This window comes from Salinivibrio sp. KP-1 (assembly GCF_000968645.1).
Classification (GTDB): domain Bacteria; phylum Pseudomonadota; class Gammaproteobacteria; order Enterobacterales; family Vibrionaceae; genus Salinivibrio; species Salinivibrio siamensis.
The window spans coordinates 215,109-239,689 of record NZ_LAQR01000002.1 but is presented as its reverse complement, the minus strand read 5'-3'; the positions used below and the strand labels follow the sequence as shown (position 1 = coordinate 239,689).

The window sequence follows — 24,581 nt, the reverse complement described above, 5'->3', positions numbered from 1 at the left end:
CATCACAGCGACATAAACCCACTTCACAATCGGTGCCGTTTTCACACCCCTACCGGGTGACAACCACCAATATTAGTAAGAAGAGGTTATGCGCGTTTTTAATCGCTATTCCCCCAAGCTTGTCGCCAAACATGTCACACGCTTATTCTCAGGGCGCCTATATATCGCCGGACGCGGTCGGTTTGATTTTAATAATGGTTGGTTAAGCGCCCCCGATCACGCCACTATCTGTCACTACCAAACCGTGAAGGAAGTTAACGGTTTGATTCGAGATGTGTATCAAGAAGGGCTGCGAGAACCAGAACAAGCTTACTCGTTGCGGACCACTTACTGACTTGGCCGCACAATACAAACAGGGGTCCGTTGGATGGGCCCCTGTTTGTTATCGGGAGCAAAAAGACACGGATAGCACAGGTGCTACCCCCTGACCGTTTTAGTCTGCGTCTTGATCGCCTAACGTTTCTTCATAGCTTTGCGCATCAAGCAGGCTATCGATTTCAGACTCATCTGTCGCTTGAATCTGGAACAACCAACCATCACCGTAGGGATCGCTGTTAACCAGTTCAGGGGCACTGTCTAACTCTTCATTGACGGCCACGACCTGACCAGAGATGGGCGCATAGATATCCGACGCCGCCTTTACCGACTCTGCGACCGCACAATCGTCACCCGCATCAAAGGTGTCATCTTCATCAGGCAAATCGATAAACACCATGTCCCCTAACAGCGCCTGGGCGTGGTCAGAAATGCCAATGGTAAATAGGCCTTCCCCTTCAGGGCGAACCCACTCATGTGTCGCGGTAAATTTTAATTCAGATGGGATATCACTCATAGTCTTGTTCCTTGTTACACCCAATGACAACTCGCACCGTCAGTCGGTAAATTCAACATCATACTCACCATTCAACCGTTGCCTGCTCGGCGAGGGTCTTTGTGGTATTTAGCATATTCTCTATTTTTCGCCAATTCAGCCATCACGCAATCACCAAAAAGTCGCGCCTCGCTCACACGGCTTAGCCAGCTCGGGTAACGTCCCCACAAGGCCTAGCGCACGCGCCATAAATGGCTGCTTGGCGCCAGGCAAATGATTGACGGCGCGCATGCCCACGCCACGGACGAGCTTTTTAACCGGATTATCGCCCGCAAATAAACTTCGAAAGCCTTGCATCGCTGCAATCATCTGCGCCGCTTCCGCTTTGCGCCAACGTTCATACTGGCGCAAACCGGCATAATGCCCGATGTCTTTCCCTTTGTCGGCGAGTGAGGCCAATGTTTGCGCCAAGGCGGCCGCGTCGAGCATACCTAAATTCACCCCTTGTCCAGCCAAAGGGTGGATGGTGTGCGCCGCATCACCGACTAAAGCCAGGCGCTCCGCCGCAAAGTGTTGAGCATAACGCATGGTAAGCGGGTAGCTGGCGCGTGGGCCTACCACCTCACAAAGGCCAAGTTGCGCATCAAACGCAGCGGTTAGGGCGCGGTTAAAAGACGCTGATTCCATCGCGACATAATCCGTCGCTTGTTCTGGGGGGATAGACCAAACAATCGAGCACAGATGCGAGTCGGAAAGCGGTAAGAATGCAAGCGGCCCGTCCGGCGTAAACACTTGACGCGCAACGCCCTGGTGCGGCTCCAACGTGCGCACCGTCGCCACCACCGCATGATGGCCATAGTCGCGCTGTACCAAGGGAAAATGTGCTTGCTCACGCACCCAAGAGCGCGCCCCATCGGCCCCCACGACCAGTTTCGCCGTCACACCGCCCCCAGATGCGAGCTGTAACCAAGTTTCGCTCTCTCCTTGTAGCATGGATTGGCATTGCTCCGGCATCAACACAGTCACATTGTCCTGCTTTTGTACTTTATCGAGCAAAGCCAACTGAATCACACGGTTTTCAACAATATGGCCGAGGTTTTGCTGGCCAAACGCCTGCGCGTCAAAGTGAATATCGGCAAAACTGTCTTTCTCCCACACCCGCATCTGCTGGTAACTGGCCGCGCGACGTGAGGCGATGCCCGGCCATACATCCAGGGTGCGCAGTATGTTCTCACTCGCTCGGCTCAACGCCGAGACGCGATTCTCTGGTATGTCGTTTAAGGTCGTTTCAGGCGATTTACCTTCTATCACCACCACCCGTAAATCCGTGTCGGCAAGGGAGGCGGCGAGTGTCAGCCCCACCATGCCGCCACCGACAATGGCCACGTCGGCATTGATCATTTTCATCTCGGTTCTACCCATCCTATGGTGCGTTGCACAAGCGGTTGCTTCATACTCTCTAATGCTGACATCAGCCCTAACCCGGCATTACGTGCCCCCGCCAGAAGCGGACTATCATTGGAAAAGAGGTGAACCAACCCTGATGTCAATGCCACTGTGGCATCTCGGTCTGGTGTTCGTTGTTTGGCGTACGCCATCAATGTTGGCATTGCACCGATATCATCGCCACGCCTTACCGCCTCCGTCAGCGTGTGCGCTAACGTCATCACATCTCGCAAACCAAGGTTAAATCCTTGTCCGGCAATAGGATGTAGGCTTTGTGCCGCATTCCCCACCACGGCCACACGATGACTGACCGGACGAACCACTTGGTTAAGCGTCAATGGATACGCATGGCGCTCTCCAACATGCAGCAATTTGCCCAAACGCCAGCCAAACACCTGCTGCAGGCGCTGAAGAAAGGCGTCATCGCTGATTTGCATCAGCGCATCAGCTTGCTCTGCGGTGACACACCACACTAACGAACACCGTCCTTGCGACATGGGTAACAGCGCCACAGGGCCTGTTTGCGTGAAGCGCTCAAAGGCGTGTCCTTGATGAGGAAGTGCGGTCGAGACATTGGCAATCACCGCCACTTGGCCAAAATTGTGTTGCATGCGTGGCATTTTCAACTGCGCGCAACAAGACGAGCGCCCACCATCAGCCGCAATAAGTAACGAAGCGGTCAGTGACTCCCCCTGTTTTAATCTCACCGTTACCGCCGCCGGCGTTCGCTCAATCGCCATCACGGCATCTGGGCAAAACACATCGATCGCCTCGCGGTGTTGTAACTTTTGGTGAAGCACCGCACCGGCATCCGCTAGTTCGATAACTTGGCCAAGATAAGGCACTCCCTGCGACTGTGCGTCAATATGGGTTTGTCCGGCGTGGCCACGATCAGACACATGAATGTGCTGAATCGGCGTGCCAAAAGGGGCGAGTGAGTCCCACAGCCCCAAGCTCGCAAAGGCTGCACAGCTACCTTGTGCTAATGCGATACTGCGTGCATCGTAACCCGGGTGTTCGCGGTGATCGGGCACCATTGCCTCGACCACGGCAATACGCAGTGTGCCGCCACTCAATGTGTCTAAGGCCAATGCGGCAGTCGCACCGGCCATTGCGCCGCCTGCGATCACTATGTCATAGGCTTTCATCCCACTTTTACCTCACCCTGAGTCACTTAACGCCTCAATCTGAACGCGTCATTGAGATTAATGCAATGTTTTAGGCGTATCGTCACGGTCCGGACGCGCCCCAAGTTCTGCGTGCACCACCATGCTGCATACGCGTACATGCTCGACAACCTGCTCAAGTAATTCGGCTTGCTCTTGCATGTCGCCATCTTCATCGACACCCAGCTGCGCAACATCTTTGAGATCGCCCAATGCTTCTGTCACATCCTTAGATAAGGTACGCCCTTTGGTTCCGATCAGTCCCACCCCCGCTAAAAACGCGTTAATCCACTCCACCAGCGCTTCGGCACGGGCAACGACACCCGACTGCTCGTCGTCAGGGACATAAATATCTAAATCAAGATCACTGCCGGTAAGCTGCGCTTTTAGCTGGTGATAGCTTTGCAAGGCAAGCGTCTTAGACTCTGTTGGCCACCCCATCCCTTGGTGGGTGTAATCATAAAGCATGGTTAACCAGCTACCATCTTCCAGCTCTAGTCCACCACTGAGCATGCCTGCGATTAAACCGTGCATCTCTGCAGGCGTCACCGCCAAACTGTCAGCCCTCAGTGTGTCTGCTGTTGTCGCATAAGCGGGTAAACGGGTATCAGTCACAATCTTGCCCCTTGCTGTGCCATCAAAATAAGAAGCACAGTCTAGCATTTCACACCATCAGGCTGAATCACCGCGATAAAAAACGGTATGATGCCCCACCACGCATGACTGATGACGCAAGACAGTGTATAAGTGCAGGGGACGCCCTCACGATGACAAGGATCAACCCTGGCCGCGAGAAGCCACTGTCGCAAGCGAGCCGCCTCACATTTGTGTCTAAAAATGTGCGCCCTTGGTCGCGAAAAGGAGCAAACCTCACGACGCCTCTAGCGCTGCGCCCTAAGTACCGCTTTACCGAGACGCGATGTCGCTGTCGTGTTTTGGTCAAATTCCCTGCACCAGTAGCAGAGATGATTTTCGATGTAGTGTATTCACCAGAATAATTGCTAGAATAGCGCCATATTATTGTGTACTGGGCCCTCGAAAAATCGGGCCGGATGAGGAGCCAGCGTGGGACTATGAGCACACAACCGGTTGAAATCAAAATTCTAGATCGTCTTGTTCGCGTCAATTGCCCACCCGGGCAAGAGCAAGCGCTTAAAGATGCAGCAAGCGAGTTCGATCAACGGTTGCATCGGCTGGCTGAGCGCACTAAAGTAAGCAATACAGAGCAGCTAATTGCCATTGCCGCTCTCAATGTTTGCCACGAATTAAATGATGCCAAACAGTCGTTAGAGACATTGCAAGATCAGGTCACGCAACGGACCGCCCTGATGACGTCACAACTAGACAAAGCAATGGCAGCGCAAGGATCGCAAGAATAACCCAATTCCCTGGGGTGTTTGTCAGCGGATCTACGTCCCTGAGCCGATAAGCAAAACTAAGGGTGCGTTGTTATAGGCTACTGAGCAAGCTCGGCATGCACCGAGAAGCCTACGGCTTATACTACCCACCCGCCTTGAACCAGCGGGTTCAAGGGCCATCGATCCCAACGGCACCCCGGGGTCCTCTTCTCTACCCTTCGGCTAGCATCAAGGACAGTTATGCAGCCTAGACAACAAATACGACACGCTATTCGCGAAGCACGTCGTCAGCTTTCTCCAGAGCAACAAACGTTCGCCGCAGACGCGGTTGCCAAACGATTTACGGCGCTTGCTGATGTTGAGCAAGCCACGGACATCGCCCTGTACCTCTCATTTGATGGCGAGCTAGATACAACGCCTGTCATTGAGGCGTGCTGGAAAGCGAACAAAAATGTCTACTTGCCCGTCATTCATCCCTTTAGCCGTGGTCACTTACTGTTTCTTCACTACACCCCGACCACCCCAATGCGGGTTAATGGTTATGGTATTGCCGAGCCGACACTCAATATCAATGCGTTAATCCCAACTGCAAAGCTGGACGTGATTGCGACGCCGCTGGTGGCGTTTGACGCAAAAGGACAACGCCTGGGTATGGGAGGCGGCTATTACGATCGCACGCTCGGCTTATGTGCGCCTGATGCGGTTGCGGTTGGGCTCGCGCATGACTGCCAGCAATGGCCAGCGTTACCTACCGAACAGTGGGATGTGCCTTTGCCACATATTTTAACCCCCAGCCAACATTGGCAGTGGCCAACGCGTATTTCGCGACCTAAACCCTGACGCCATCTATTGGCTTCGCTATAATCACGCCCATTCCCCTAGATTCAGGAGTTATCATGACCCAAGACGAAAAGAAAAAAGCCACGGGCGAAGCCGCGGTGGAATATGTCAAGCCGGGCAGTATTATCGGCGTGGGAACCGGTTCTACCGTTAATTACTTTATTGATGCCCTTGCGCCCATTAAAGAGCACATCAAAGGCGCGGTCTCAAGCTCAGAAGCCTCCACCGAGCGACTCAAAGCGTTGGGCATTGAGGTACTCGATGCCAATGAAGTGGCAAGCTTAGACATCTATGTGGATGGTGCGGATGAAATTAACGCGCGTCATCATATGATTAAAGGCGGTGGTGCTGCCTTGACGCGTGAGAAAATCGTCGCGGCGATCGCAGATAAGTTTGTGTGTATTATCGACGACACTAAACATGTGGATGTACTGGGTGAGTTTCCACTTCCCGTTGAAGTGATCCCCATGGCACGCTCTTATGTCGCGCGTGAATTACTCAAACTAGGGGGCGACCCGTGTTACCGTCAAGGGGTGATCACGGACAATGGCAACGTGATTCTCGACGTACACAATATGAAAATCCAAGATCCCAAAGGATTAGAAGATGCCATCAATGCCATTCCTGGCGTCGTAACGGTTGGGCTGTTTGCCAATCGCGGCGCAGATATTGTGTTAACCGGTACCGACACCGGTGTGAAAAAAGTAGCAAACTGAGTGCATAATACCGCAAATCAGAGGCTTATACGCGGTGGTGAGTAACCAGAAAAGCCAAACGTTTGCGTTAAGTGTAATCAATAAGTTAAAAGCACCTTTTTTAAGGTGCTTTTTTTATGGCCTAGAACGGATAATTCTTACCCCTTATGTGAATTTTTGTTATCTTGGTCACTGTTCTGATACCGGCACATCGCATGCCCAGCGGTCTTTTGACGTAAAAGATCAACCTAATGACCAGGTCAATCAACCGCATCTCCTCGTCGCCATCGTGCGCGGGAATAAGGTACGATGCGCCCCGGCACTCAGGCGCAACATTGCTACCATTATTGTTTCTAAGGAAGAGAACAGCCCGCATGTCACACTATTCACTGGACAAGAATAAAATCAAAATCCTATTACTCGAAGGCGTCCATCCCACTGCTGTTGAAGCCTTCAAGCAGGCCGGATACACCAACATCGAGTACCATAAAGGCTCACTCACCGGTGAGGATCTCGAAGAAGCTATCCAAGATGCACACTTTGTGGGACTACGCTCTCGCACCCAGTTAACGGAAGCCGTCTTTGCAAAAGCGAAAAAGTTGGTCGCGGTTGGCTGTTTTTGTATCGGCACCAATCAAGTGGACCTTGATGCGGCGGCCAAGCGCGGGATCCCCGTTTTTAACGCACCTTTCTCCAACACCCGCAGTGTCGCAGAGCTGGTTTTAGGTGAGATCCTACTGCTCCTACGCGGGATCCCCGAAAAAAATGCCAAAGCGCATCGCGGTGAATGGCAAAAATCCGCTGATCGCTCCTTTGAGGCTCGCGGGAAGGTACTCGGCATTATTGGCTATGGCCACATCGGCACCCAGCTAAGTATCTTGGCAGAAAACTTGGGGATGCGAGTGTATTACTACGATGTTGATAACAAGCTCTCGTTAGGGAACGCCATTCAAGTCAACTCGCTCACAGAACTGCTTAATCGCAGTGATATTGTCTCGCTTCATGTCCCCGAGACGCCAAGCACGCAGAATATGATTGATGCTGAGGCCTTTGCCCGCATGAAACCAGGGGCGATCTTTATTAATGCCTCACGCGGTACGGTGGTCGATATCGATGCTTTATGCGGCGCGCTAGAAAGCAAGCATTTGGCTGGGGCGGCAATCGATGTTTTCCCCGTTGAGCCAAAAACCAATAAAGACGCATTTAGCTCTCCGCTACAAGCGTTTGATAATGCGTTACTCACACCACACATTGGTGGCTCAACCCAAGAAGCACAGGAAAACATCGGCCTGGAAGTAGCCGGTAAGCTGGTGAAGTATTCTGACAATGGCTCGACGCTGTCGTGCGTCAACTTCCCTGAAGTGTCATTGCCAGAACATCAAGGCCGCTCGCGCTTACTGCATATACACGCCAACCGACCTGGGGTGCTGACCAAAATCAACACCACCTTTGCCGACGAAGGTGTCAACATCGCCGCACAGTACTTACAAACATCGTCGCAAATTGGTTATGTGGTGATTGATGTTGAAGACAGTGATCATGCCTACAAGGCACTGAAAAAGCTTAAAGCGATCGAAGGCACCATCCGCGCGCGGATATTGCACTGATTCGAGCCAGAAATGAAAAAAGCCCCTGTTGGGGCTTTTTCGAATTGTTCGCGTTTTATCACTGGCGCCGCTTATTGCTCGTCGCGCAGAAATACCAGCTCATTGTCTTTCGAGTCGGCTTCACTAAAGTAATAGCCTGCCACATTAAACGCTTTAATGTCCGCCACTGAGCTCGCGCGCTTATCAATCAAATACCGCGCCATCATGCCACGGGCTTTTTTGGCATAGAAGCTAATCACCTTGTATTGACCGTTTTTATAATCTTTAAACACTGGGGTGATGATGTCGCCTTTAAGCACCTTCTTGTTGACCGCTTTAAAGTATTCATTGGAGGCAAGGTTGACTAATAGCTCACTGCCCTGTGCCGCCAAATCATCATTCAGTGCCTCTGTGATGATATCGCCCCAGAACTGATATAAGTTGTCGCCTCGTGGTGTCGACAACTTGGTCCCCATTTCCAACCGGTACGGTTGCATCAGATCGAGCGGCCGCAATAGCCCATACAAGCCTGATAACATACGAAAATGATCTTGTGCCCAATCAAAATCTTGCTCGGACATCGAATTGGCATCTAACCCTGTGTACACATCCCCTTTAAATGCAAGCGCCGCAGGTCGTGCATTATCTGGGGTAAAAGAAGGAGACCATTCAGAAAAACGCACAGCATTAAGACTGGCGATTTTATCACTGACTTTCATAAGCGAGGCAATGTCTGCCGGTGTAAGCTGACGGCAAACCTTAATCAACGCCTCTGAGTGTTCAGTAAGCTGAGGTTGGGTATAACGGTCTGTCGGCAATGGCGTTTCATAATCCAAGGTTTTTGCAGGAGAAACCACTATCAGCATGTTGCTCGCCCTTTTGTTATTTATCTTTTGCTAAGCCTATCATTCCCGCATAAAAAAACCACCGCCCGCCACCACACATCATGCGTATCAGTGACTAACGTTTGGGGAGCGGCCACGCCTTATCGTCAAGCTGACTGTGCAGCTCGGGAAAGCGGCGACTGTCGAACACAGGTACCCGCCCCAATGAGCGCTGAGTGTGATAGTCCTTTGCCAGCCGCTTGACGATGCCCGAAAGTAAAAAAATCGCAATCATGTTTACCAGCGCCATCATTCCCATAGACGCATCCGCGAGAGTCCAAACCAGCGGCAGTTCCGCCAGCGTCCCAAACATGACCATACCCAAGACTAAGGCACGGAAGTACGGCAATGCCGGACGACACCGATGATTGATAAACAACAGATTGGTTTCTGCATACGAATAATTAGCAATGATCGAGGTAAAAGCGAAAAAGAAAATGGCGACCGCCACAAACTGTTCGCCCCATTCCCCAACTTGTGCGCTTAACGCCCGCTGAGTCAACTCAACCCCCGTGATTTCGCCGCCGGGAATGTACTCACCTGATAGCAGAATAATCGCCACGGTAGCAGTGCAGATCACCAAGGTATCCACAAACACGCCAAGCATTTGCACGTACCCCTGAGAAACAGGATGAGGAGGATAAGGCGTCGCTGAAGCCGCCGCATTAGGCGCGGAGCCCATGCCTGCTTCGTTAGAGAATAATCCGCGTTTAATCCCCTGAATCATGCCTTGTGCCAAGGTGTAGCCCAAAGCGCCTGATGCCGCTTCGTGGAGACCGAATGCACTTTCTATGATCAAAGAAAATACCGCTGGCACTTTATCAAGATGGGTTAACACCACATACAAAGACAAGGACAAATATAACAGCGCCATCACGGGCACAATCACTTCTGCCGTGCGCGCTATCTGGCGTAAGCCACCATAAATGATTAACCCGCTAACCAGCACCAACCCCGCGCCGACATAGGCCGGTGGCCATGAAAATGCCACTTGTGCCGCTTGTGAGATAGAGTTGGCTTGAACCGAATTAAACACTAGCCCAAATGCCAAAATCAGTAATAGGGAGAAGAGTACCCCCATCCAACGCATTCCTAGGCCATGTTCCATGTAATAGGCAGGACCACCGCGAAAATAGCCGTCCGGATCCCGTACCTTATACACTTGCGCCAGCGTACTCTCTGCAAAAGCCGTGGCCATGCCGAGAAATGCCATTAGCCACATCCAAAAGATTGCCCCCGGGCCACCTAATGACAGAGCGACCGCCACCCCGGCCATGTTGCCCGTCCCTACACGCGCGGCGAGCCCGGTACACAAGGCTTGGAAAGAGGAAATGCTGCTCCCCTCGCGGCGTCGGCTATGACGCATGACAGAAAACATATGAGAAAAGTGACGAAACTGAATGCCGCCTAATTTTAAGGTAAAAAAGATCCCGCCACCGATGAGCACATAAATGAGCACCGACCCCCAAATCAGATCATTAATAAAAGTGAGTAGGCTCAATGGACTGTCCCTCGTCGTGATTAAGTAAGGATAATGATCAATGCGGCGCAATCTTCGCGTGAACCACCTTCTAGGTCAATTCAAACCCATCACGGCTGGGGCAACAGTCACTCATTTTAAAAATCAGTGATTGCGGTCTCATAAAAACTTCATCGGACTGCCACAAATGAGAAATACTTCAATTTTACGTTAGGGGTAGCTGTGGTATTTAAAATCTGACCGCAAGGTGAAAAAGAGGTGACTATGGAAAACATTGCCTTTAACGATCTGTTCGAGCAAGACAAGCCACAACGCAACGGACGCGCGAAACCAGTCAAACGTAAATGGAGAGAAATTGAAGCGCTGAAAGACAAACAGCGGCTAAAAAAAGAATTGGAAGAAATCGATATTTTTGGCGATTTCTCTCAACTGGACCTCGATTAACTCACCCTCAACATAGGATTGCTAAAAGGTGCTCACCGAGCACCTTTTTTTCATCGCTCCTCAGCGACTGCGCCTACTCCGCCTCGAGATAAGGCTGCCAATCAATGGGCGTCTTCCCTTGCGCCTGAAGCAACGCATTGGTTTGTGAAAAGTGCTGACAACCAAAAAAGCCACGATGCGCTGACAGCGGTGACGGGTGAGGTGCGGTGAGCACATGGTGGCGCTGACGATCGATCGCTTTACCTTTTTTCTGGGCGTGCGCGCCCCATAGTAAGAACACCACGCCTTGGCACTGCTGGTTTACCGCATCGATGACACGATCAGTAAAGGTTTCCCAGCCCAGTTTGGCGTGCGAGTGCGCTTTTCCTTGCTCAACGGTGAGCACAGTATTAAGCAACAACACACCTTGTTCCGCCCAGCTTTTCAAGTAACCGTGAGAAGGTGGCGTAAAGCCTTCAATATCGGTGGCAAGCTCCTTGTAGATATTGACCAATGACGGTGGTGTTTTCACACCCGGTCGCACAGAAAAGCACAGCCCGTGAGCTTGGTTCGGCCCGTGATAAGGATCTTGACCCAGAATCACGACTTTCACCTCGCCCAACTCGGTGTAACGAAAGGCATTAAACACATCTTCCTTCGGAGGAAAAACCGTCACCCCCTTGGCACGTGCTTGTTCTACATAGGCAAGGGTTTCTCGGAAATACGCTTGTTGTTTCTCATCAGCCAATACTTGCTGCCACGTTTGCGCCTGAGTCATGGTTGCTCCTTTTGATTATATTGGCGCTATTCTAACGAGGCAGCATGGCAAAATCAGTGTGTGCAACGATCTTTTGTTCGTTCGGTGTGTGAGTGGTAATGACGCTGACAGCGGCCTTGTACCGCGCGGTTAGGGGTCGGTAAGCTCGCACGCGTCATGGTTGGCTTAATCATGGGGCATTCCTCATCATTATGGATTCATCATTAGCAATGAAATTTTAATGCCAACTTTATAAAAGCAATAAAGTCATGGTGTTAGCCTATAAGCTGATCAGCCTAAGTCACACAATGAGCACAAGTGGTGCAAATTTGCCTCTTTTTTGCACACTATTGTTTGCGCACACGCCACTTTCATTTGTAATTTAATTACTACATTTTGAATCAAAAAATCCCCGTGAGACTCGCAGCGCGGAAGCGGCCGTGCTACAGTCCTCACTGTAGTTCAAAAAAGATTGATATAAGATAAATATCATAATGTTAATTATGAGATAAACTTGATTTAGGTCAATAAAACCCCACTCTTTAAAGGGTATATATAGGCACTCTAAATGATGAAATCTTACATCATAAAAGTCACTATCATAAAAGGGGATAGGCCATGATCACTGGTATTCAAGTAACCTCAGCGGCCAATGATGAACTCGTTAATTCTATTTGGTTGATTGATAAAGACACCGATCAAGCGCGTTGTGTTTGTGCTAAACAAGGCTTTGAAGCGGATCAGGAAGTTGCCCTATCTTCTTTGGGTGAATTCGATTACCGCGAGGTGAATATCGAGACACAAGCGGTCAACGAAGGCGGCCAGCATCTTAACGTCAACGTATTGAAGCGTGAAACGCTGGAAGATGCAGCAAAGCACCCAGAGAAATACCCACAGCTGACCATTCGCGTCTCCGGTTATGCGGTACGTTTTAACTCACTGACGCCTGAACAGCAGCGCGACGTCATTACACGTACCTTTACCAGCTCACTATAAGCGCATTGCTTTTCGCAAGAGCGCTTACACTGAAACAGCCCGCTATCGCGGGCTGTTTTTTTTCAGGCATAGGCTGGAGTGCGTTGCTTCTACCCGTTAGCCATTAATGTCTAATAGGTAGTCTCGTAGCACTTGGAAATCCGCCTCTTGCTCACGAGAAAGCAGCGTCATTTTCGCGTGTTTCGCGAGCGGCCCAGGCAGGGGGATATCTTTATCCAAAATGGCATCCACCGACTCTTTAAATTTCGCCGGGTGGGCGGTGCACAAGAAGATCCCCTCTTCTCCTGGTTCAAGCTGCTCAGCCAGCAGACGGTAAGCAATCGCACCATGCGGTTCACACAAATAGCCCGCGTGAGAGAGCGATTTTAAGCTCTCAGCCGTTTCCTCATCGTCAGCACGCCCTGAGGCAAGTTCACTCAACGTCCACTGCTCTCGGCGGAAAAGCTCTTCGATACGTGGCCAGTTGTTAGGCTGACTCACGTCCATGGCATTGGATAAGGTGGCGACCGTTTGCTGCGGAGACCATTCCCCCGAGTCCAAATAGCGCGGTACCGTGTCATTGGCATTGGTACCCGCAATAAAGCGCTTAATCGGCAGCCCCATCGCTTTAGCAAGCAAACCGGCCGTGAGGTTACCAAAGTTACCACTTGGCACCGATATCACCACCTGATCGCGTTTATGCGGAGGGAGCTGCGCCACCGCCTCGAAGTAGTAACAAATCTGGGCCATTAAGCGGCTAATGTTGATGGAGTTAGCCGAGTTAAGACCAATGGCCTGACGAAGCTCGCTATCATCAAAGGCTTGCTTGACCAAGCTTTGACAATCGTCAAAGGTGCCATTAATCGCGACCGTATGGATATTGCCGCCGAGTGTGCAAAAGAGTTTTTCCTGCAGCGGGCTGATTTTGCCTTTCGGGTACAAGATGACGACATCGATATTATCAATACCGTAGAACGCATGGGCAACAGCCGCCCCGGTATCCCCAGATGTTGCCGTGAGGATGGTGATCTTTTTGCCATCAGAGACCGCTGCCAGCGACTGCGCCATAAAACGGCCACCAAAGTCTTTAAAGGCGAGCGTCGGGCCATGGAAAAGCTCTAGCGCGTGAATATTATCTTTCACCTGGGTAAGCGGTGCAGCAAAGCTAAATGCGTTTTTAACCAGTTCACTCACTTGCTGTTTAGGCAGCTCATCGCCAATTAATGCAGATAAAATTTCGCTACTGCGCGCCACCAAAGGCATGGCCAGTAATGCCTCAATGTCCTCGAAGTGGGGCAAGCTCTCGGGAAAAAAGAGCCCTTGGCCACGACCTAAACCTTGCTGGACCGCCTGAGAGAATGACACGGTTTCACTGTGATCTTTGATGTTATAAAGCTTCATGCCTGACTTCCTATTTCTTTCGCGCCCTGTCCATCAATGCGACATACATGAACAAAGCCATCATCATTTTGTATATAGTGCTCGCGTAACCATTGCGCGACACGCTCTGCCACCTGTCTATCGTCACAAATGCTAAATAGGGTTGGCCCTGAACCGGAAATCCCCGTCGCCAATGCGCCACAACTGGCGGCATACTCGCGCGCTTCAACAAACCCCGGCAGCAGTTTTTGTCGGTACGGTTCAGCAATCACATCGCAAATTAAACTCGCCGCGAGCTTAGGCTGTTGCGTGTGACACGCATGAATAAAGCCGCCGAGATAGCGCCCATGGGCGATCACATCTTGCCGGCGATACTGGGCGGGCAAGATGGTGCGTGCTTCTGCCGTCGACACCTTGATGCCCGGATACGCCATCACCCAATACCAGTTTTCAAAGTGTGGCACCGCTTGACTGATCACCCCTTGGCTTTCCAGCATGAGCTGCACGCCACCAAGATAACAAGGCGCGACATTGTCATAATGTAAGCTACCGGAGATGGACGCTTCCATTTCTCCCATCAGCGCTAACATGCGAGTCTCATCGAGCGCATGGTCATGAAAGCGATTCAACGCTTCGAGCGCGGCGACAATCGAGCATGCACTGGAGCCAAGTCCTGACCCAATCGGCATATTCTTTTCAAGCACCATGGCAACGGGTTTCACCGCCAAGTCATGGCTTTTAAGCGCCTCGGCATAGGCCAAGTACGCCTGATAAACGATATTATCCTGCTGATTAGCGGGTAGCTTATCGATAAAGCGGCCTTGGCAGTGCAATGAAAAAGCGTGGTTTCCACCGTCTGCCACTTCCACCACATCGCCCAGTAAACTACCGTCGACAGGGCTCACCGCTGCCCCTAAGACATCAAATCCCACACTGACATTACCAATCGATGCAGGTGCATAAACACGGACTGCCATAACTAGACTCCTAACTTCCAACCCAGTGTACGCATTAAGTCCGCAAACACCCCGGCGGCGGTCACTGCGGTTCCCGCGCCATAGCCTCGCAGCACCAAAGGAATCGGCTGATAGTACCGGCTATAAAAAGCCAATGCGTTCTCACCCTCTTTGATTTTGTTCATGGGGTCATCGTCAGATACCGCTTGGATTTTGACGAAACAGCGTCCGTCTTCGATACCACCAATATAACGCAATACTTTGCCTTCTTTGGCGGCAGCCTCGGACCATTGTTTAAAATATTCATCGGCTTGCGGCAAACGCGTCATAAAGGTTTCCACATCACCGGACTGATCAAAGCCAGGCGGAAGCGCAGGTTCGACCTCAACATCATCAAGCTCAAGCTCCATGCCAGCTTCACGTGCCAGAATCAACAGCTTACGTGCCACGTCCATGCCCGACAGATCGTCACGCGGATCCGGCTCAGTAAAACCGTTTTCACGCGCGACCTTGGTCGCCTCACTAAAGCTGGCGCCGTCATCTAACTTGCCGAAAATGTGGGAAAGCGATCCCGATAAGATCCCAGAAAAGCGTGACAGCTCATCCCCTGCCGCAATCAAGTTTTGTAGGTTTTCAATCACCGGTAGGCCTGCGCCCACTGTGGTCTCATACATAAATTTGCGGTGCGTCGCGCGGGCCGCCTGACGCAACTGGTGATAGTAAGCCATGCTGCTGGTATTGGCTTTCTTATTAGGGGTAATCACGTGAAAGCCTGCACGCAAGAAATCAGCATATTGATCGGCGACCTGCTGATCGGCGGTGCAATCGATCAACACAGGGTTAATGATATGATTACGCTGAACTAGCTGGATCATCCCCGCTAAGCTGAACGTAGACAGGTGGTTGGGGAGTTCATCGCGCCAGCTATTTAGATCAATGCCTTGGCTGTTAAGCCACATCCCTTTGCTGTTCGCTAAGCCACAGACCCGCATGACAATGCCTTGTTGCTGGAGCTTGGCTTGTTGGCGGCGGATTTGCTCAATCAGCTCACCCCCCACGCCACCGACACCGACGATAAATACATCCAAATGATGCTGGCTATTAAATAAATTCTCATGACAGGCTTTAACCGCCTCAGAGACTCGCTCTGAAGGCACCACCGCAGAAATAGCGCGTTCCGATGAACCTTGAGCAATCGCAACGATATTGACATTGACTTCTGCCAACGAGGTGAAAAAGCGCGAGGCAACACCTTTCGATGTGCGCATGCCATCGCCCACCAAAGAGACAATCGACAAATTATCCATAAACTCGACAGGCTCAAGCAGACCATCTTTCAGTTCAAGCTCAAAATGATTACTCAGCACCTTGTCGGCTTTTTCTTTGTCCTGGCTTTGAATACAAAAACTGATGCTGTACTCAGAAGAGGATTGGGTAATCAACACAATCGACACCCCCGCCGATGACATCGCACCAAATACGCGTGATGCCATCCCTACCATGCCTTTCATACCCGGGCCTGATAAGTTGACCATGCTCAAATCGCTTAAGGTGGTGATGCCCTTAATCGCAAGCTTGTCCTCCCCGCTATCCTCACCAATTAAGGTGCCTTCTGCTTGCGGGTTCGCCGCGTTTTTAATTAAACAAGGGATATGAAAGCGCGCAATCGGTGCGATGGTTTTGGGGTGTAACACTTTCGCGCCAAAGTAAGACAGCTCCATCGCTTCTTGATAGCTCAGCGATTTTAGCAAGCGCGCATCCGGTACGAGGCGAGGGTCACAGTTGTACACCCCATCGACATCTGTCCAAATCTCGCAACACTCGGCACGTACACACGCTGCGAGTACCGCGGCAGAGTAGTCTGAGCCATTCCGTCCTAGGGTCACCAGCTCGCCATTTTCATTCCCCGCCATAAACCCTGGCATTAGACCAATGTGTTTCGCTGGGATGGGCGATTGTTTGAAACGTTGCGATGAAACTTCGATGTCGACTTCAGCACTTAAGTGACTGCCCGACGCGGCAAAGTATTCCACCGGGTCAATATCGAACACTGCATACCCACGCGCCTCGAGTAGTGCATGCATCGCTGCGACCGACAAACGCTCACCTTTACTGACGACACGTGCATAGGTGCTATCTGGGCATAAGCCCAATAAGCTCATGCCATGCACATATTGGCGAAGCTGGCCGAGACTGCGCGTTAATTTATCGAAAAGTGGCTGGGTATCGAGGTTGGGTTGACGCTCCGCTAGGCCATGAAACAAGCCGACGAAAAGCTGCTCTAGCTCTTTAAGCGGCAATTCCGCTTCACCATGTTTGACCGTGTTCTCAACCACTGAAACGAGGATGTTTGTCACCTTCGCTGGGGCGGATAACACGGCAGACACCTCGCTCTGCCCCTGGTTACTGACAATGATATCGGCAGCGCGACTGAAGCGCTCAGCATCGGCCAGCGACGTGCCACCAAATTTTAAAACTCGCATCCGTTTGGGACCTCTCTTTTAAGATAAAAAAAAGCCCGTACCTGGGAAGGTACGGGCTTTTTTGGAAATTCTGTGCGTATCAGCCCGCACCAACACATGATGTGCCAGTAATAATAATGGTGGTTGTGGTGGTCTGGGTGCTGATCGTTAGTTGCATGTGTGTTGCGTATATCATTTGTTTTGTTTGATTCTCTCTAGGTGTATCGAATCATGTTGCTTAGGTCAACAAAAAAGTGATCCTGATTGCTTTTTCAACAAAACTCTGCGAGCTTGAACAAGGGAGCAACCAGATCGCAAGGAGCGCGAATGACCCAAGAAGCGATGGCCCAATTAGTCGCCAATACCATACTACAAGGCTCGGATGCTATGTATGGCCGGTTTCTCGATGTCACCTCCGGTGCGCAGGAGCGCTTTGAGCAACAAGACTGGAAAAGTGTTCAACAAGCGCTCAAAACGCGTATCCAGTTCTACGACCATCATGTTGGTTTGGTCAGTCAACAATTAGGAGCCATGCTCGGCAAAGCGCACGCCACACGCTCCTTTTTGATGGCAGTCAAAGCGGCTTATGTCACCTTGCTTGATGACTACCCGCGTTACGATATCGCCGAGAGTTTCTTTAACTCTGTGTATTGCCGGATCTTTGAACACCGCAATATCCGTCGCGATAAGCTGTTCGTGCAAAGCTCCCAAGGGGGACGGATCCCCAAATATCCAACCCCTTTATTAAGACGCTTCCAATCCCAAGCCGGCATTTACGCCACCTTAGAGCGGATGCTCGATAGCACCCCGTTTACCCTACCTTGGCGGGATAAAAGCGGCGATCTCAAACGTGTGACACAAATACTCCAAGCGCGGTTTGGCCCGCAACTTACCATGAGCTTTACCCTAGAAATGGTTCGTCAGCCTTTTTTCCGTAATAAAGGCGCTTACCTTATCGGCCGACTCGATATGGCTAACCAGCGCCGGCCTTTGGTGCTGCCGCTCGCGATCTCCGAGCAAGGGGAGCTGTACATCGACGCCTGTATTACCGACAGTGATGATGTCAGCATCGTGTTTGGTTTTGCCCGCTCGTACTTCATGGTCTACGCCCCTGTGCCGGCGGCGTTGGTGGACTTCCTTAACCAGCTGATGCCCAACAAAACGCCCGCTGAGCTCTACACCGCGATCGGTTGCCAGAAGCACGGAAAAACCGAGCTATACCGTGAGTTTCTTTACCACCTGGATAACTCGGATGACTTGTTTGATATCGCGCCTGGGGTCAAAGGAATGGTGATGTCGGTATTTACTCTGCCTTCCTATGGGTTTGTGTTTAAGATCATCAAAGACAAGTTTGCCCCGCAAAAGCAAATGACCCACGCCCAAGTAAGGGAAAAGTACCGCCTGGTTAAAGAACACGATCGGGTTGGACGCATGGCCGATACCCAAGAATACCGTAACTTTATTTTTCCCCGTGACCGGTTTAGTGACGCCTTAATTGATGAACTCCTCGAGGTTGCCCCCTCCTGCGTTAACGTCACCGACAACGAAGTGCGCATTCGCCATCTCTACATGGAAAGGCGCATGATCCCGTTAAATATTTATCTCGAAAAAGCCGAGCCGGACGCGATCACCCAAGCCGTACAAGAATATGGCGATGCACTCAAAGAATTAGCCGCCGCCAACATCTTTGCCGGCGATATGCTGTTTAAAAACTTTGGGGTCAGTCGTCACAATCGGGTCATTTTCTATGATTACGATGAGATAGCGTATCTCACTGAGGTAAACTTTCGCCATATTCCGCCACCTCGCTATCCAGAAGATGAACTAGCTGCAGAGCCTTGGTACAGCGTGGGCGAAAATGACGTATTCCCAGAAGAATTTCGCACATTTTTACTGGTTAATCGTACCGTTGCCGACGAGTTTGATCGCCTCCACCCAGAGCTGTTCGAAGCTGGTTATTGGCAGCAACTGCAAAGCCAGGTAAAGGCCGGGCATTTTCATGATGTGCGTCCCTACAGCGAAGAAAACCGGTTGGGACACGCGACGCTCTCACCAAAAACGGCCTAATATTTGCTCAGTCATCATGTGTTAACCGCACAAAGGCGATTCACCGCCTTTGTGCGCCAATAAAGTGGCAAATCGTCAATATATTGGCAGTTTAGTCTATTGGCCGTTATCGGCACGCGTGAGGAGAGAGACAAAATTCGGCAACGGTATCTATTTTTTGTCTACACTGATCACAACGCATCAGCGTCTTCTAAGACTGAGCTAAGCCTAAAAAGAACAATGAGGCACAGGATTTGAGTATAAAACAACTAGGACTGTTGACCCTCGTGTTACAAGCTGTGGCAGCGCCTGCGTGGGGCCAACCGTTAACTTGGCAAACGCTGCCAGCTGGGACAGCTGATCACTTCTTTATTCAGTCTATCCCATCGGCCACACAAGGTTTTGATAGCTGGACCATTCAGTCAGGCTATCGTTACCCACTCAGTAATGTATCTGTTTATATGGGCACGCAACTGAAAAGCGAAAACGACCAACACACCACGCAACAAGGGTTGTTAAGCGGGATTGAGTACCGTTTTACCGACAAGCTGCGCCTTTCGAGTCAAATTAGCCGCGATAATGACGATACCCTGATCAATCAGTGGGGCGTCAGCAGTCGCTACCAGTTGAGTGAGTCAATTGATGTGAATGCCGGGCTAGATGTCGAGTTTCGTCCCGAAACCTCCCCCGAATCGATTTACCAACTCGGGGTTGGGTTGCACTTTTAACCCGCCGCCCAGATTAACTGATCAGTGGCTCTGCACACACAATCACGCCATTTAGATCGGCATACAGATAATCACCTGCCCTCACAGACACGCCGTTTAACGCTAACGCGACATCCACATCGCCCTGATCGCGTTTTTGCGTTTTTATCGGACAGACACCCAGAGCCTTAATTCCGATCGGCAAGGTCGCTAGCGTCGCCGCATCGCGAACCGGCCCAACGATGACGACGCCTGCCCACCCATTATCAACAGCGCTTTGTGCGATAAGATCGCCCAGCAAGGCTCTATCCATCGCACCAGAGCCATCCACTACCAGCACCTGGCCCTCACCTGGGGTAGCCAGCATCGCCTTCACTTTGGAATTATCCTGATAGCAACGTACTGTACGAACTTGGCCTTCAAAGCAGCAATGAGCGCCATAGTTCTGCCACTGCAGTGGGATCCATTGCACCGCCTCCGGGTGGTTGTCACATAAGTCCGGCAATTTATCGTCCATGATGCCTTTCTCCTTTTTCGTTGTGGGAAAGAGTTAGCGAGTGGCTGCCGTGAACAAGGATGAAAAACGCACGTTCAGTGATTGCGGTGTGAACGCATCCATCAAAACAGGCAACAACCATAAACTATCATTCTCTACCCAATAGATGGCATTTTGTTGCCATTGTTGCGCCAATAACATGGCTTCGTGCTTATCCACAGCAACCGCAAAACCCGGCTCATACCAACTCCCATCCGGCGCCCCACCATTCATTGGCCAATAGCGTATCCCTTGTTGTGTCATTGCACTTTCAAGCTGAGCATTACGCGATTGATTCTCTTTCTCAGATAAAGGTTGGCTACGCGGATTAAATGCGGTAAGAATAGCAAATGCTTCGGCATCTGGCGCTTGAGGAGCGTGAAACGCGATCGATTGGTAAGTTTTCCACAATTCTTGCTGGTTATCAGGATCACACATTGTTTACACCTACTCGTAACGCATACTATGCTTAGTGACTAATTATGCGTCATTATTCAGAAAGTTAAGTTAAAACGCGTCGCTAACTGACATTTAACATGCTTTTGATTGGGGTCAATAAAGGATGAAAAAAATCATCAACCCTTATCCTAATATATTGTTAGCGTGCTGTTAAATGAATACAATTGGCGATAATTAATGGATATCAGAGTGATTGGCTTGGTGGTGCACTCATACTGCCACGCCCCGTCTTAAGCTGGAACTCACGGTGCGTTGTCTAGCATCGACGAACACTTCTCTATGGATGGCGTGCCATATGTTAGTTGCGAGGTTCGCGGTAGACACTCCTCGCATTTTTGTAAATTTTTTTCACAGGCTAGACAGTCTAGACTGTGAAGTGCAACCGGATTCTATTTAGATATTAGGTATCGCCAATGCAAACCCCGCAAATTCTGATTGTAGAAGATGAACAGGTCACACGTAACACGCTGAAAAGTATCTTTGAAGCGGAAGGTTACAATGTGTTTGAAGCCAGCGATGGCGACGAAATGCATCAAGTCCTGTCTAACCATCATGTTCACTTAGTGATCATGGATATTAACTTGCCAGGTAAAAACGGCTTGTTGCTCGCGCGCGAATTGCGTGAACAAGGTGACATGGCGCTGATGTTCCTCACTGGGCGTGACAATGAAGTCGACAAGATTCTCGGGCTCGAAATCGGTGCCGACGACTACATTACCAAACCATTCAACCCACGCGAACTGACTATCCGTGCGCGTAACCTGCTCACGCGAGCCATGAGCAGTGTCAACGACAGCGAAGAAAAGCGTAACGTCGACGTGTATGTCTTTAACGGTTGGACACTCGACATTAACAGTCGCTCGCTCATTAACCCAGAAGGGGAAACCTTTAAGCTGCCTCGCTCTGAGTTCCGCGCCCTGCTTCACTTCTGTGAAAACCCAGGCAAAATTCAGACGCGTGCTGAGCTGCTTAAGAAAATGACGGGTCGTGAACTTAAGCCGCACGATCGTACCGTGGATGTCACGATCCGCCGGATCCGTAAACATTTCGAATCGCACAATGACACACCAGAGATCATTGCGACCATCCATGGTGAAGGTTATCGCTTCTGCGGTGAAATCGAAGAGCAATAAAGAGTCGTTGAGAGACGGTGCATGGTTTAAAGACTGCGTGTCGAACTCAAGAAAAAGGCGCCGATTAAGGCGCCTTTTTTCTCTTTGTCGCTTGCTGGTTTCTCAGTGGGCTCGCCAGCCAGAAGCGCTACGCTTGCTCGTCTAACCACGCTTTGAGCACATCCAGATCGTGCTGATAGCCATCTTTGATTTCATCAATCCAATCCGCAATGTTCTCCCACCACGCGGGGAGGTCGGGTGACTGTGCTTTTTGCGCCACTTTTTGAATATGCTTGAGTCCCACCGACCCTGCAGCGCCTTTAATTTTGTGCGCTTCAGAAACAATGCCTTCTTGATCTCGTGCCGTCATATTCGAGTCGAGGATGGCGATGTACTCTGGCATGGTTGACTCAAACATCTCAATGCTTTGTTTCACAGGGTCTATACCCACTAACTCCACATACCCAGTGAGCATATCCATATCGAGCAGCCGCTCTGCTTGTTCATTCGCGATAGGACGGCTCGGCGCGGGCTCATTCACACTCTCGACGTCTGTCACCATGTTTGATGACAAAGCATACTGCTCAATCACCTGGTTAAGCGCACTCACACTAATGGGTTTGCTGATCGCATCGTCCATTCCGTTGGCAAGATAGCTATTTTTGTCATTAATAACATTGGCGGTCAGCGCAACTAAAGGTGGCAGTTGCGCATACTGCTCTCGCCAAGTAGCCGCGATATCAAAACCGGTCATATCGGGCAGTTGAATGTCGAGCAGCGCCAGATCAAACGCGTCTGGCGAGAACACATCTAACGCCGACTGCCCATCGCGAGCGACGGTCACCTGGTGCCCCAAACTCTCAAGCAAGCTGGTAGCAACAGTAATATTGAGCTCAATATCCTCCACCAATAAAATACGCAGCCTGCTTTCCACTGGGGTGAGTGCCGGTGTTTCGTCTTCTCCAGGCTCACTCAATGGCACCTTGACGGTAACCGTAAAGGTACTCCCCTCGCCCTCTTCACTGTCGAGGGTAATATCCCCCCCCATCAAACGGGCCAATTTGCGCGATACCGCCAAGCCAATACCTGTCCCAACGGCATGTAGGTTTTCCCCTGCCTGTTTAACTTGGTAATACATGGCAAAAATCTTGTCTTGTTCATCCGCGGGGATCCCGATACCACTGTCTTCAACGTCAAAGCATAAATGGGCTTGGTCACCGTCCACTTCCGCACTGACTGTAATGATCACACAGCCTTGCTTGGTAAACTTGACCGCATTACCGACGAGATTCCATAGGATTTGCCGCAGCCTCGTCGTATCAACCGCCACATAGTCAGGGAGTTCGGTCACTCGCTCAAGTTCAAAACGTAAGCCCTTTTGCTCGGCCATCAACCCTGAAATATTGTCGATTTCGGTAACAAACTCATTTAAATCCACACTGGTGGGATGCAGAGAAAGACGTTTGCGATCAGATTTGTCTAAATCAATGATGTCGTTAAAAATATTGCCCAACGTGATCGCACTGACATAAATCGTCCGCAGATAATTACGTTGCTTATCATCCAAGTTTGACTCCAGCAACATGCGGCTTAGGCCAACAATCCCATTGAGCGGGGTGCGCAATTCATGACTAATGGTGGAAATAAACGCTGTTTTTTCTCGGCTCGCTTTTTCAAGCGCATCTTGGTAGCGCTTACGCTCGGTAATTTCTCGCCCAAAACCAAGCAGCCCAAGGTGCCGCCCATCTCGGGCAAAGAAAGGCACTTTGCGCAATTCAAAATAGGCTTTGCGCCCGTCTTGATATTCAAGCCATTGCTCATAGGTTATCGACACATTGGCGTCAAACACTTGCTGGTCGGTTTCGACCACTTTTTCAGCGATATCTTCGCGATAAACGTCCCAAGGTGTCAGCCCTTTGAGCGTTTTCTCGTCATAACCGGTTAGCTCTTCCATCGCTCGGTTACAACCCGAGAACTGACCATCAGCGTTGCGGTAATAAATCAAATCCGGGGAAGCATCAATGAAAGAGCGGAGTAAGGCGGTTTGCTCCGCCAGCTCCAACTGCGCTTTTTCACGCTGATAAACTTCATTTTCAAGATCTTTAATCGCCTGCTGCCGCGCACTCTCCGCTTTCTCACGCTCTTCTATTTCCGAGTTGAGTTGCTCAATATTTTCGGTGAGTTGGCGGTTAAGGCGCATATCACGCGCACGCATTTCTTCCAGCTTAGAAACCAGTTTTGATAACCGCTGACGAGACTCCTCCAGTTGATCAACCACCACCGACAAAAAATAAACCGCCCACGGCGTGATCACCAGTCCAAAGAAAACCGAGCGAATGATATCAATATTTTGAACCGTGCCCTCAAGGACTAAGGTAATCCCCACTTGCACCACTACCGCGAGCGCCACGAGCGCCAAAGCCAGTAGCATGCTAAAGCGCACTATGCCTAACTTGACCAGCAAGTCGACGTAATATTGGGCAAGGACTTTAAGTTGTTTCAT

The 24,581-nt window shown here is 50.7% G+C and carries 23 protein-coding genes, 1 other RNA gene and 1 other annotated feature; of the genes, 11 read left to right on the top strand and 13 right to left on the bottom strand.

Annotated elements, in window-relative coordinates; genetic code table 11:
* Positions 1-88 precede the first annotated feature (88 nt).
* Complete coding sequence (locus WN56_RS05550; RefSeq protein ID WP_046074072.1) at positions 89-334, top strand: DUF1107 domain-containing protein; 246 nt, start codon at positions 89-91, stop codon at positions 332-334.
* 99 nt (positions 335-433) lie between these two features.
* Here WN56_RS05550 and gcvH read toward each other — a convergent pair whose 3' ends face one another.
* The 4 genes from gcvH to WN56_RS05530 all read right to left on the bottom strand — a co-directional run bounded on the left by gcvH (position 434) and on the right by WN56_RS05530 (position 4,038).
* On the bottom strand, positions 434-823 hold the full coding sequence (gcvH, locus tag WN56_RS05545; RefSeq protein WP_321166657.1) for a glycine cleavage system protein GcvH: 390 nt from the start codon (positions 821-823) through the stop codon (positions 434-436).
* Positions 824-982: 159 nt separating this feature from the next.
* On the bottom strand, positions 983-2,218 hold the full coding sequence (locus WN56_RS05540) for an FAD-dependent 2-octaprenylphenol hydroxylase (RefSeq protein WP_046074070.1): 1,236 nt from the start codon (positions 2,216-2,218) through the stop codon (positions 983-985).
* Entirely contained in the window at positions 2,215-3,405 is a 1,191-nt protein-coding gene (ubiH, locus tag WN56_RS05535; RefSeq protein WP_046074069.1) for a 2-octaprenyl-6-methoxyphenyl hydroxylase, read from the bottom strand. Before ubiH ends, WN56_RS05540 begins: the two co-directional genes overlap by 4 nt.
* Positions 3,406-3,462: 57 nt before the next feature.
* Complete coding sequence (locus WN56_RS05530; RefSeq protein WP_046074213.1) at positions 3,463-4,038, bottom strand: UPF0149 family protein; 576 nt, start codon at positions 4,036-4,038, stop codon at positions 3,463-3,465.
* A 458-nt stretch (positions 4,039-4,496) separates the two neighbouring features.
* Between WN56_RS05530 and zapA the strand changes: the two genes are divergently transcribed.
* The 5 genes from zapA (at position 4,497) to serA (ending at position 7,923) form a co-directional block, all read left to right on the top strand.
* Complete coding sequence (gene zapA, locus WN56_RS05525) at positions 4,497-4,802, top strand: cell division protein ZapA (protein WP_046074068.1); 306 nt, start codon at positions 4,497-4,499, stop codon at positions 4,800-4,802.
* 3 nt (positions 4,803-4,805) lie between these two features.
* A non-coding RNA gene (ssrS, locus tag WN56_RS16735) (6S RNA) lies at positions 4,806-4,988 on the top strand.
* 33 nt (positions 4,989-5,021) lie between these two features.
* On the top strand, positions 5,022-5,621 hold the full coding sequence (locus WN56_RS05520) for a 5-formyltetrahydrofolate cyclo-ligase (RefSeq protein WP_046074067.1): 600 nt from the start codon (positions 5,022-5,024) through the stop codon (positions 5,619-5,621).
* A 56-nt stretch (positions 5,622-5,677) separates the two neighbouring features.
* Entirely contained in the window at positions 5,678-6,337 is a 660-nt protein-coding gene (gene rpiA / locus WN56_RS05515; RefSeq protein ID WP_046074066.1) for a ribose-5-phosphate isomerase RpiA, read from the top strand.
* A 353-nt stretch (positions 6,338-6,690) separates the two neighbouring features.
* Entirely contained in the window at positions 6,691-7,923 is a 1,233-nt protein-coding gene (serA, locus tag WN56_RS05505; RefSeq protein ID WP_046074064.1) for a phosphoglycerate dehydrogenase, read from the top strand.
* 71 nt (positions 7,924-7,994) lie between these two features.
* Here serA and yaaA read toward each other — a convergent pair whose 3' ends face one another.
* Both yaaA and WN56_RS05495 read right to left on the bottom strand, forming a co-directional pair.
* On the bottom strand, positions 7,995-8,768 hold the full coding sequence (gene yaaA, locus WN56_RS05500; protein WP_046074063.1) for a peroxide stress protein YaaA: 774 nt from the start codon (positions 8,766-8,768) through the stop codon (positions 7,995-7,997).
* A 94-nt stretch (positions 8,769-8,862) separates the two neighbouring features.
* Positions 8,863-10,287 carry a sodium:alanine symporter family protein gene (locus tag WN56_RS05495; RefSeq protein ID WP_046074062.1) on the bottom strand — a complete coding sequence of 475 codons (1,425 nt, stop codon included), beginning with the start codon at positions 10,285-10,287 and terminating at the stop codon, positions 8,863-8,865.
* Between the two features lie 243 nt (positions 10,288-10,530).
* Here WN56_RS05495 and WN56_RS05490 point away from each other — a divergent pair, with 243 nt between their 5' ends.
* Positions 10,531-10,710 (top strand): DUF3545 family protein, encoded by a 180-nt coding sequence (locus WN56_RS05490; RefSeq protein ID WP_046074061.1) that lies wholly within the window; start codon positions 10,531-10,533, stop codon positions 10,708-10,710.
* A gap of 73 nt (positions 10,711-10,783) precedes the next feature.
* On the opposite strand, the gene ung is transcribed toward WN56_RS05490, so the two are convergent.
* Positions 10,784-11,467 carry a uracil-DNA glycosylase gene (ung, locus tag WN56_RS05485; protein WP_046074060.1) on the bottom strand — a complete coding sequence of 228 codons (684 nt, stop codon included), beginning with the start codon at positions 11,465-11,467 and terminating at the stop codon, positions 10,784-10,786.
* A gap of 597 nt (positions 11,468-12,064) precedes the next feature.
* Here ung and grcA point away from each other — a divergent pair.
* A complete protein-coding gene (gene grcA, locus WN56_RS05480) occupies positions 12,065-12,442 on the top strand; it encodes an autonomous glycyl radical cofactor GrcA (protein WP_046074059.1) in 378 nt (125 codons plus the stop codon).
* A 96-nt stretch (positions 12,443-12,538) separates the two neighbouring features.
* Here the strand turns inward: grcA and thrC are convergent, their stop codons facing one another.
* The 3 genes from thrC to thrA are packed head-to-tail and all read right to left on the bottom strand — an operon-like array spanning position 12,539 to position 17,240.
* A complete protein-coding gene (thrC, locus tag WN56_RS05475) occupies positions 12,539-13,822 on the bottom strand; it encodes a threonine synthase (RefSeq protein ID WP_046074058.1) in 1,284 nt (427 codons plus the stop codon).
* Positions 13,819-14,778 (bottom strand): homoserine kinase, encoded by a 960-nt coding sequence (gene thrB / locus WN56_RS05470; protein ID WP_046074057.1) that lies wholly within the window; start codon positions 14,776-14,778, stop codon positions 13,819-13,821. Before thrB ends, thrC begins: the two co-directional genes overlap by 4 nt.
* 2 nt (positions 14,779-14,780) lie before the next feature.
* On the bottom strand, positions 14,781-17,240 hold the full coding sequence (gene thrA / locus WN56_RS05465) for a bifunctional aspartate kinase/homoserine dehydrogenase I (protein ID WP_046074056.1): 2,460 nt from the start codon (positions 17,238-17,240) through the stop codon (positions 14,781-14,783).
* 24 nt (positions 17,241-17,264) lie between these two features.
* Positions 17,265-17,381 (bottom strand) — a sequence feature (Thr leader region).
* Positions 17,382-17,546: 165 nt separating this feature from the next.
* Here thrA and aceK point away from each other — a divergent pair.
* On the top strand, positions 17,547-19,286 hold the full coding sequence (gene aceK, locus WN56_RS05460) for a bifunctional isocitrate dehydrogenase kinase/phosphatase (RefSeq protein ID WP_046074055.1): 1,740 nt from the start codon (positions 17,547-17,549) through the stop codon (positions 19,284-19,286).
* A gap of 233 nt (positions 19,287-19,519) precedes the next feature.
* Positions 19,520-19,993 (top strand): hypothetical protein, encoded by a 474-nt coding sequence (locus tag WN56_RS05455; protein ID WP_046074054.1) that lies wholly within the window; start codon positions 19,520-19,522, stop codon positions 19,991-19,993.
* A 13-nt stretch (positions 19,994-20,006) separates the two neighbouring features.
* Here WN56_RS05455 and WN56_RS05450 read toward each other — a convergent pair whose 3' ends face one another.
* Complete coding sequence (locus WN56_RS05450) at positions 20,007-20,489, bottom strand: putative 4-hydroxy-4-methyl-2-oxoglutarate aldolase (RefSeq protein WP_046074053.1); 483 nt, start codon at positions 20,487-20,489, stop codon at positions 20,007-20,009.
* Positions 20,490-20,522: 33 nt separating this feature from the next.
* On the bottom strand, positions 20,523-20,945 hold the full coding sequence (locus WN56_RS05445) for a DUF3293 domain-containing protein (RefSeq protein WP_046074052.1): 423 nt from the start codon (positions 20,943-20,945) through the stop codon (positions 20,523-20,525).
* Between the two features lie 434 nt (positions 20,946-21,379).
* On the opposite strand from WN56_RS05445, the gene arcA reads away from it, so the two are divergent.
* Positions 21,380-22,099 carry a two-component system response regulator ArcA gene (arcA, locus tag WN56_RS05440; RefSeq protein ID WP_046074051.1) on the top strand — a complete coding sequence of 240 codons (720 nt, stop codon included), beginning with the start codon at positions 21,380-21,382 and terminating at the stop codon, positions 22,097-22,099.
* Positions 22,100-22,226: 127 nt separating this feature from the next.
* Here arcA and arcB read toward each other — a convergent pair whose 3' ends face one another.
* Positions 22,227-24,581 carry an aerobic respiration two-component sensor histidine kinase ArcB gene (arcB, locus tag WN56_RS05435; protein WP_046074050.1) on the bottom strand — a complete coding sequence of 785 codons (2,355 nt, stop codon included), beginning with the start codon at positions 24,579-24,581 and terminating at the stop codon, positions 22,227-22,229.

Bases quoted from the DNA above. Each gene is read 5' to 3' on its own strand.
- WN56_RS05550 (WP_046074072.1), top strand. From the start codon at position 89: ATGCGCGTTTTTAATCGCTATTCCCCCAAGCTTGTCGCCAAACATGTC.
- WN56_RS05540 (WP_046074070.1), bottom strand. From the start codon at position 2,218: ATGAAAATGATCAATGCCGACGTGGCCATTGTCGGTGGCGGCATGGTG.
- ubiH (WP_046074069.1), bottom strand. From the start codon at position 3,405: ATGAAAGCCTATGACATAGTGATCGCAGGCGGCGCAATGGCCGGTGCG.
- zapA (WP_046074068.1), top strand. From the start codon at position 4,497: ATGAGCACACAACCGGTTGAAATCAAAATTCTAGATCGTCTTGTTCGC.
- WN56_RS05520 (WP_046074067.1), top strand. From the start codon at position 5,022: ATGCAGCCTAGACAACAAATACGACACGCTATTCGCGAAGCACGTCGT.
- rpiA (WP_046074066.1), top strand. From the start codon at position 5,678: ATGACCCAAGACGAAAAGAAAAAAGCCACGGGCGAAGCCGCGGTGGAA.
- serA (WP_046074064.1), top strand. From the start codon at position 6,691: ATGTCACACTATTCACTGGACAAGAATAAAATCAAAATCCTATTACTC.
- yaaA (WP_046074063.1), bottom strand. From the start codon at position 8,768: ATGCTGATAGTGGTTTCTCCTGCAAAAACCTTGGATTATGAAACGCCA.
- WN56_RS05490 (WP_046074061.1), top strand. From the start codon at position 10,531: ATGGAAAACATTGCCTTTAACGATCTGTTCGAGCAAGACAAGCCACAA.
- ung (WP_046074060.1), bottom strand. From the start codon at position 11,467: ATGACTCAGGCGCAAACGTGGCAGCAAGTATTGGCTGATGAGAAACAA.
- grcA (WP_046074059.1), top strand. From the start codon at position 12,065: ATGATCACTGGTATTCAAGTAACCTCAGCGGCCAATGATGAACTCGTT.
- thrC (WP_046074058.1), bottom strand. From the start codon at position 13,822: ATGAAGCTTTATAACATCAAAGATCACAGTGAAACCGTGTCATTCTCT.
- thrB (WP_046074057.1), bottom strand. From the start codon at position 14,778: ATGGCAGTCCGTGTTTATGCACCTGCATCGATTGGTAATGTCAGTGTG.
- thrA (WP_046074056.1), bottom strand. From the start codon at position 17,240: ATGCGAGTTTTAAAATTTGGTGGCACGTCGCTGGCCGATGCTGAGCGC.
- aceK (WP_046074055.1), top strand. From the start codon at position 17,547: ATGACCCAAGAAGCGATGGCCCAATTAGTCGCCAATACCATACTACAA.
- WN56_RS05450 (WP_046074053.1), bottom strand. From the start codon at position 20,489: ATGGACGATAAATTGCCGGACTTATGTGACAACCACCCGGAGGCGGTG.
- WN56_RS05445 (WP_046074052.1), bottom strand. From the start codon at position 20,945: ATGTGTGATCCTGATAACCAGCAAGAATTGTGGAAAACTTACCAATCG.
- arcA (WP_046074051.1), top strand. From the start codon at position 21,380: ATGCAAACCCCGCAAATTCTGATTGTAGAAGATGAACAGGTCACACGT.
- arcB (WP_046074050.1), bottom strand. From the start codon at position 24,581: ATGAAACAACTTAAAGTCCTTGCCCAATATTACGTCGACTTGCTGGTC.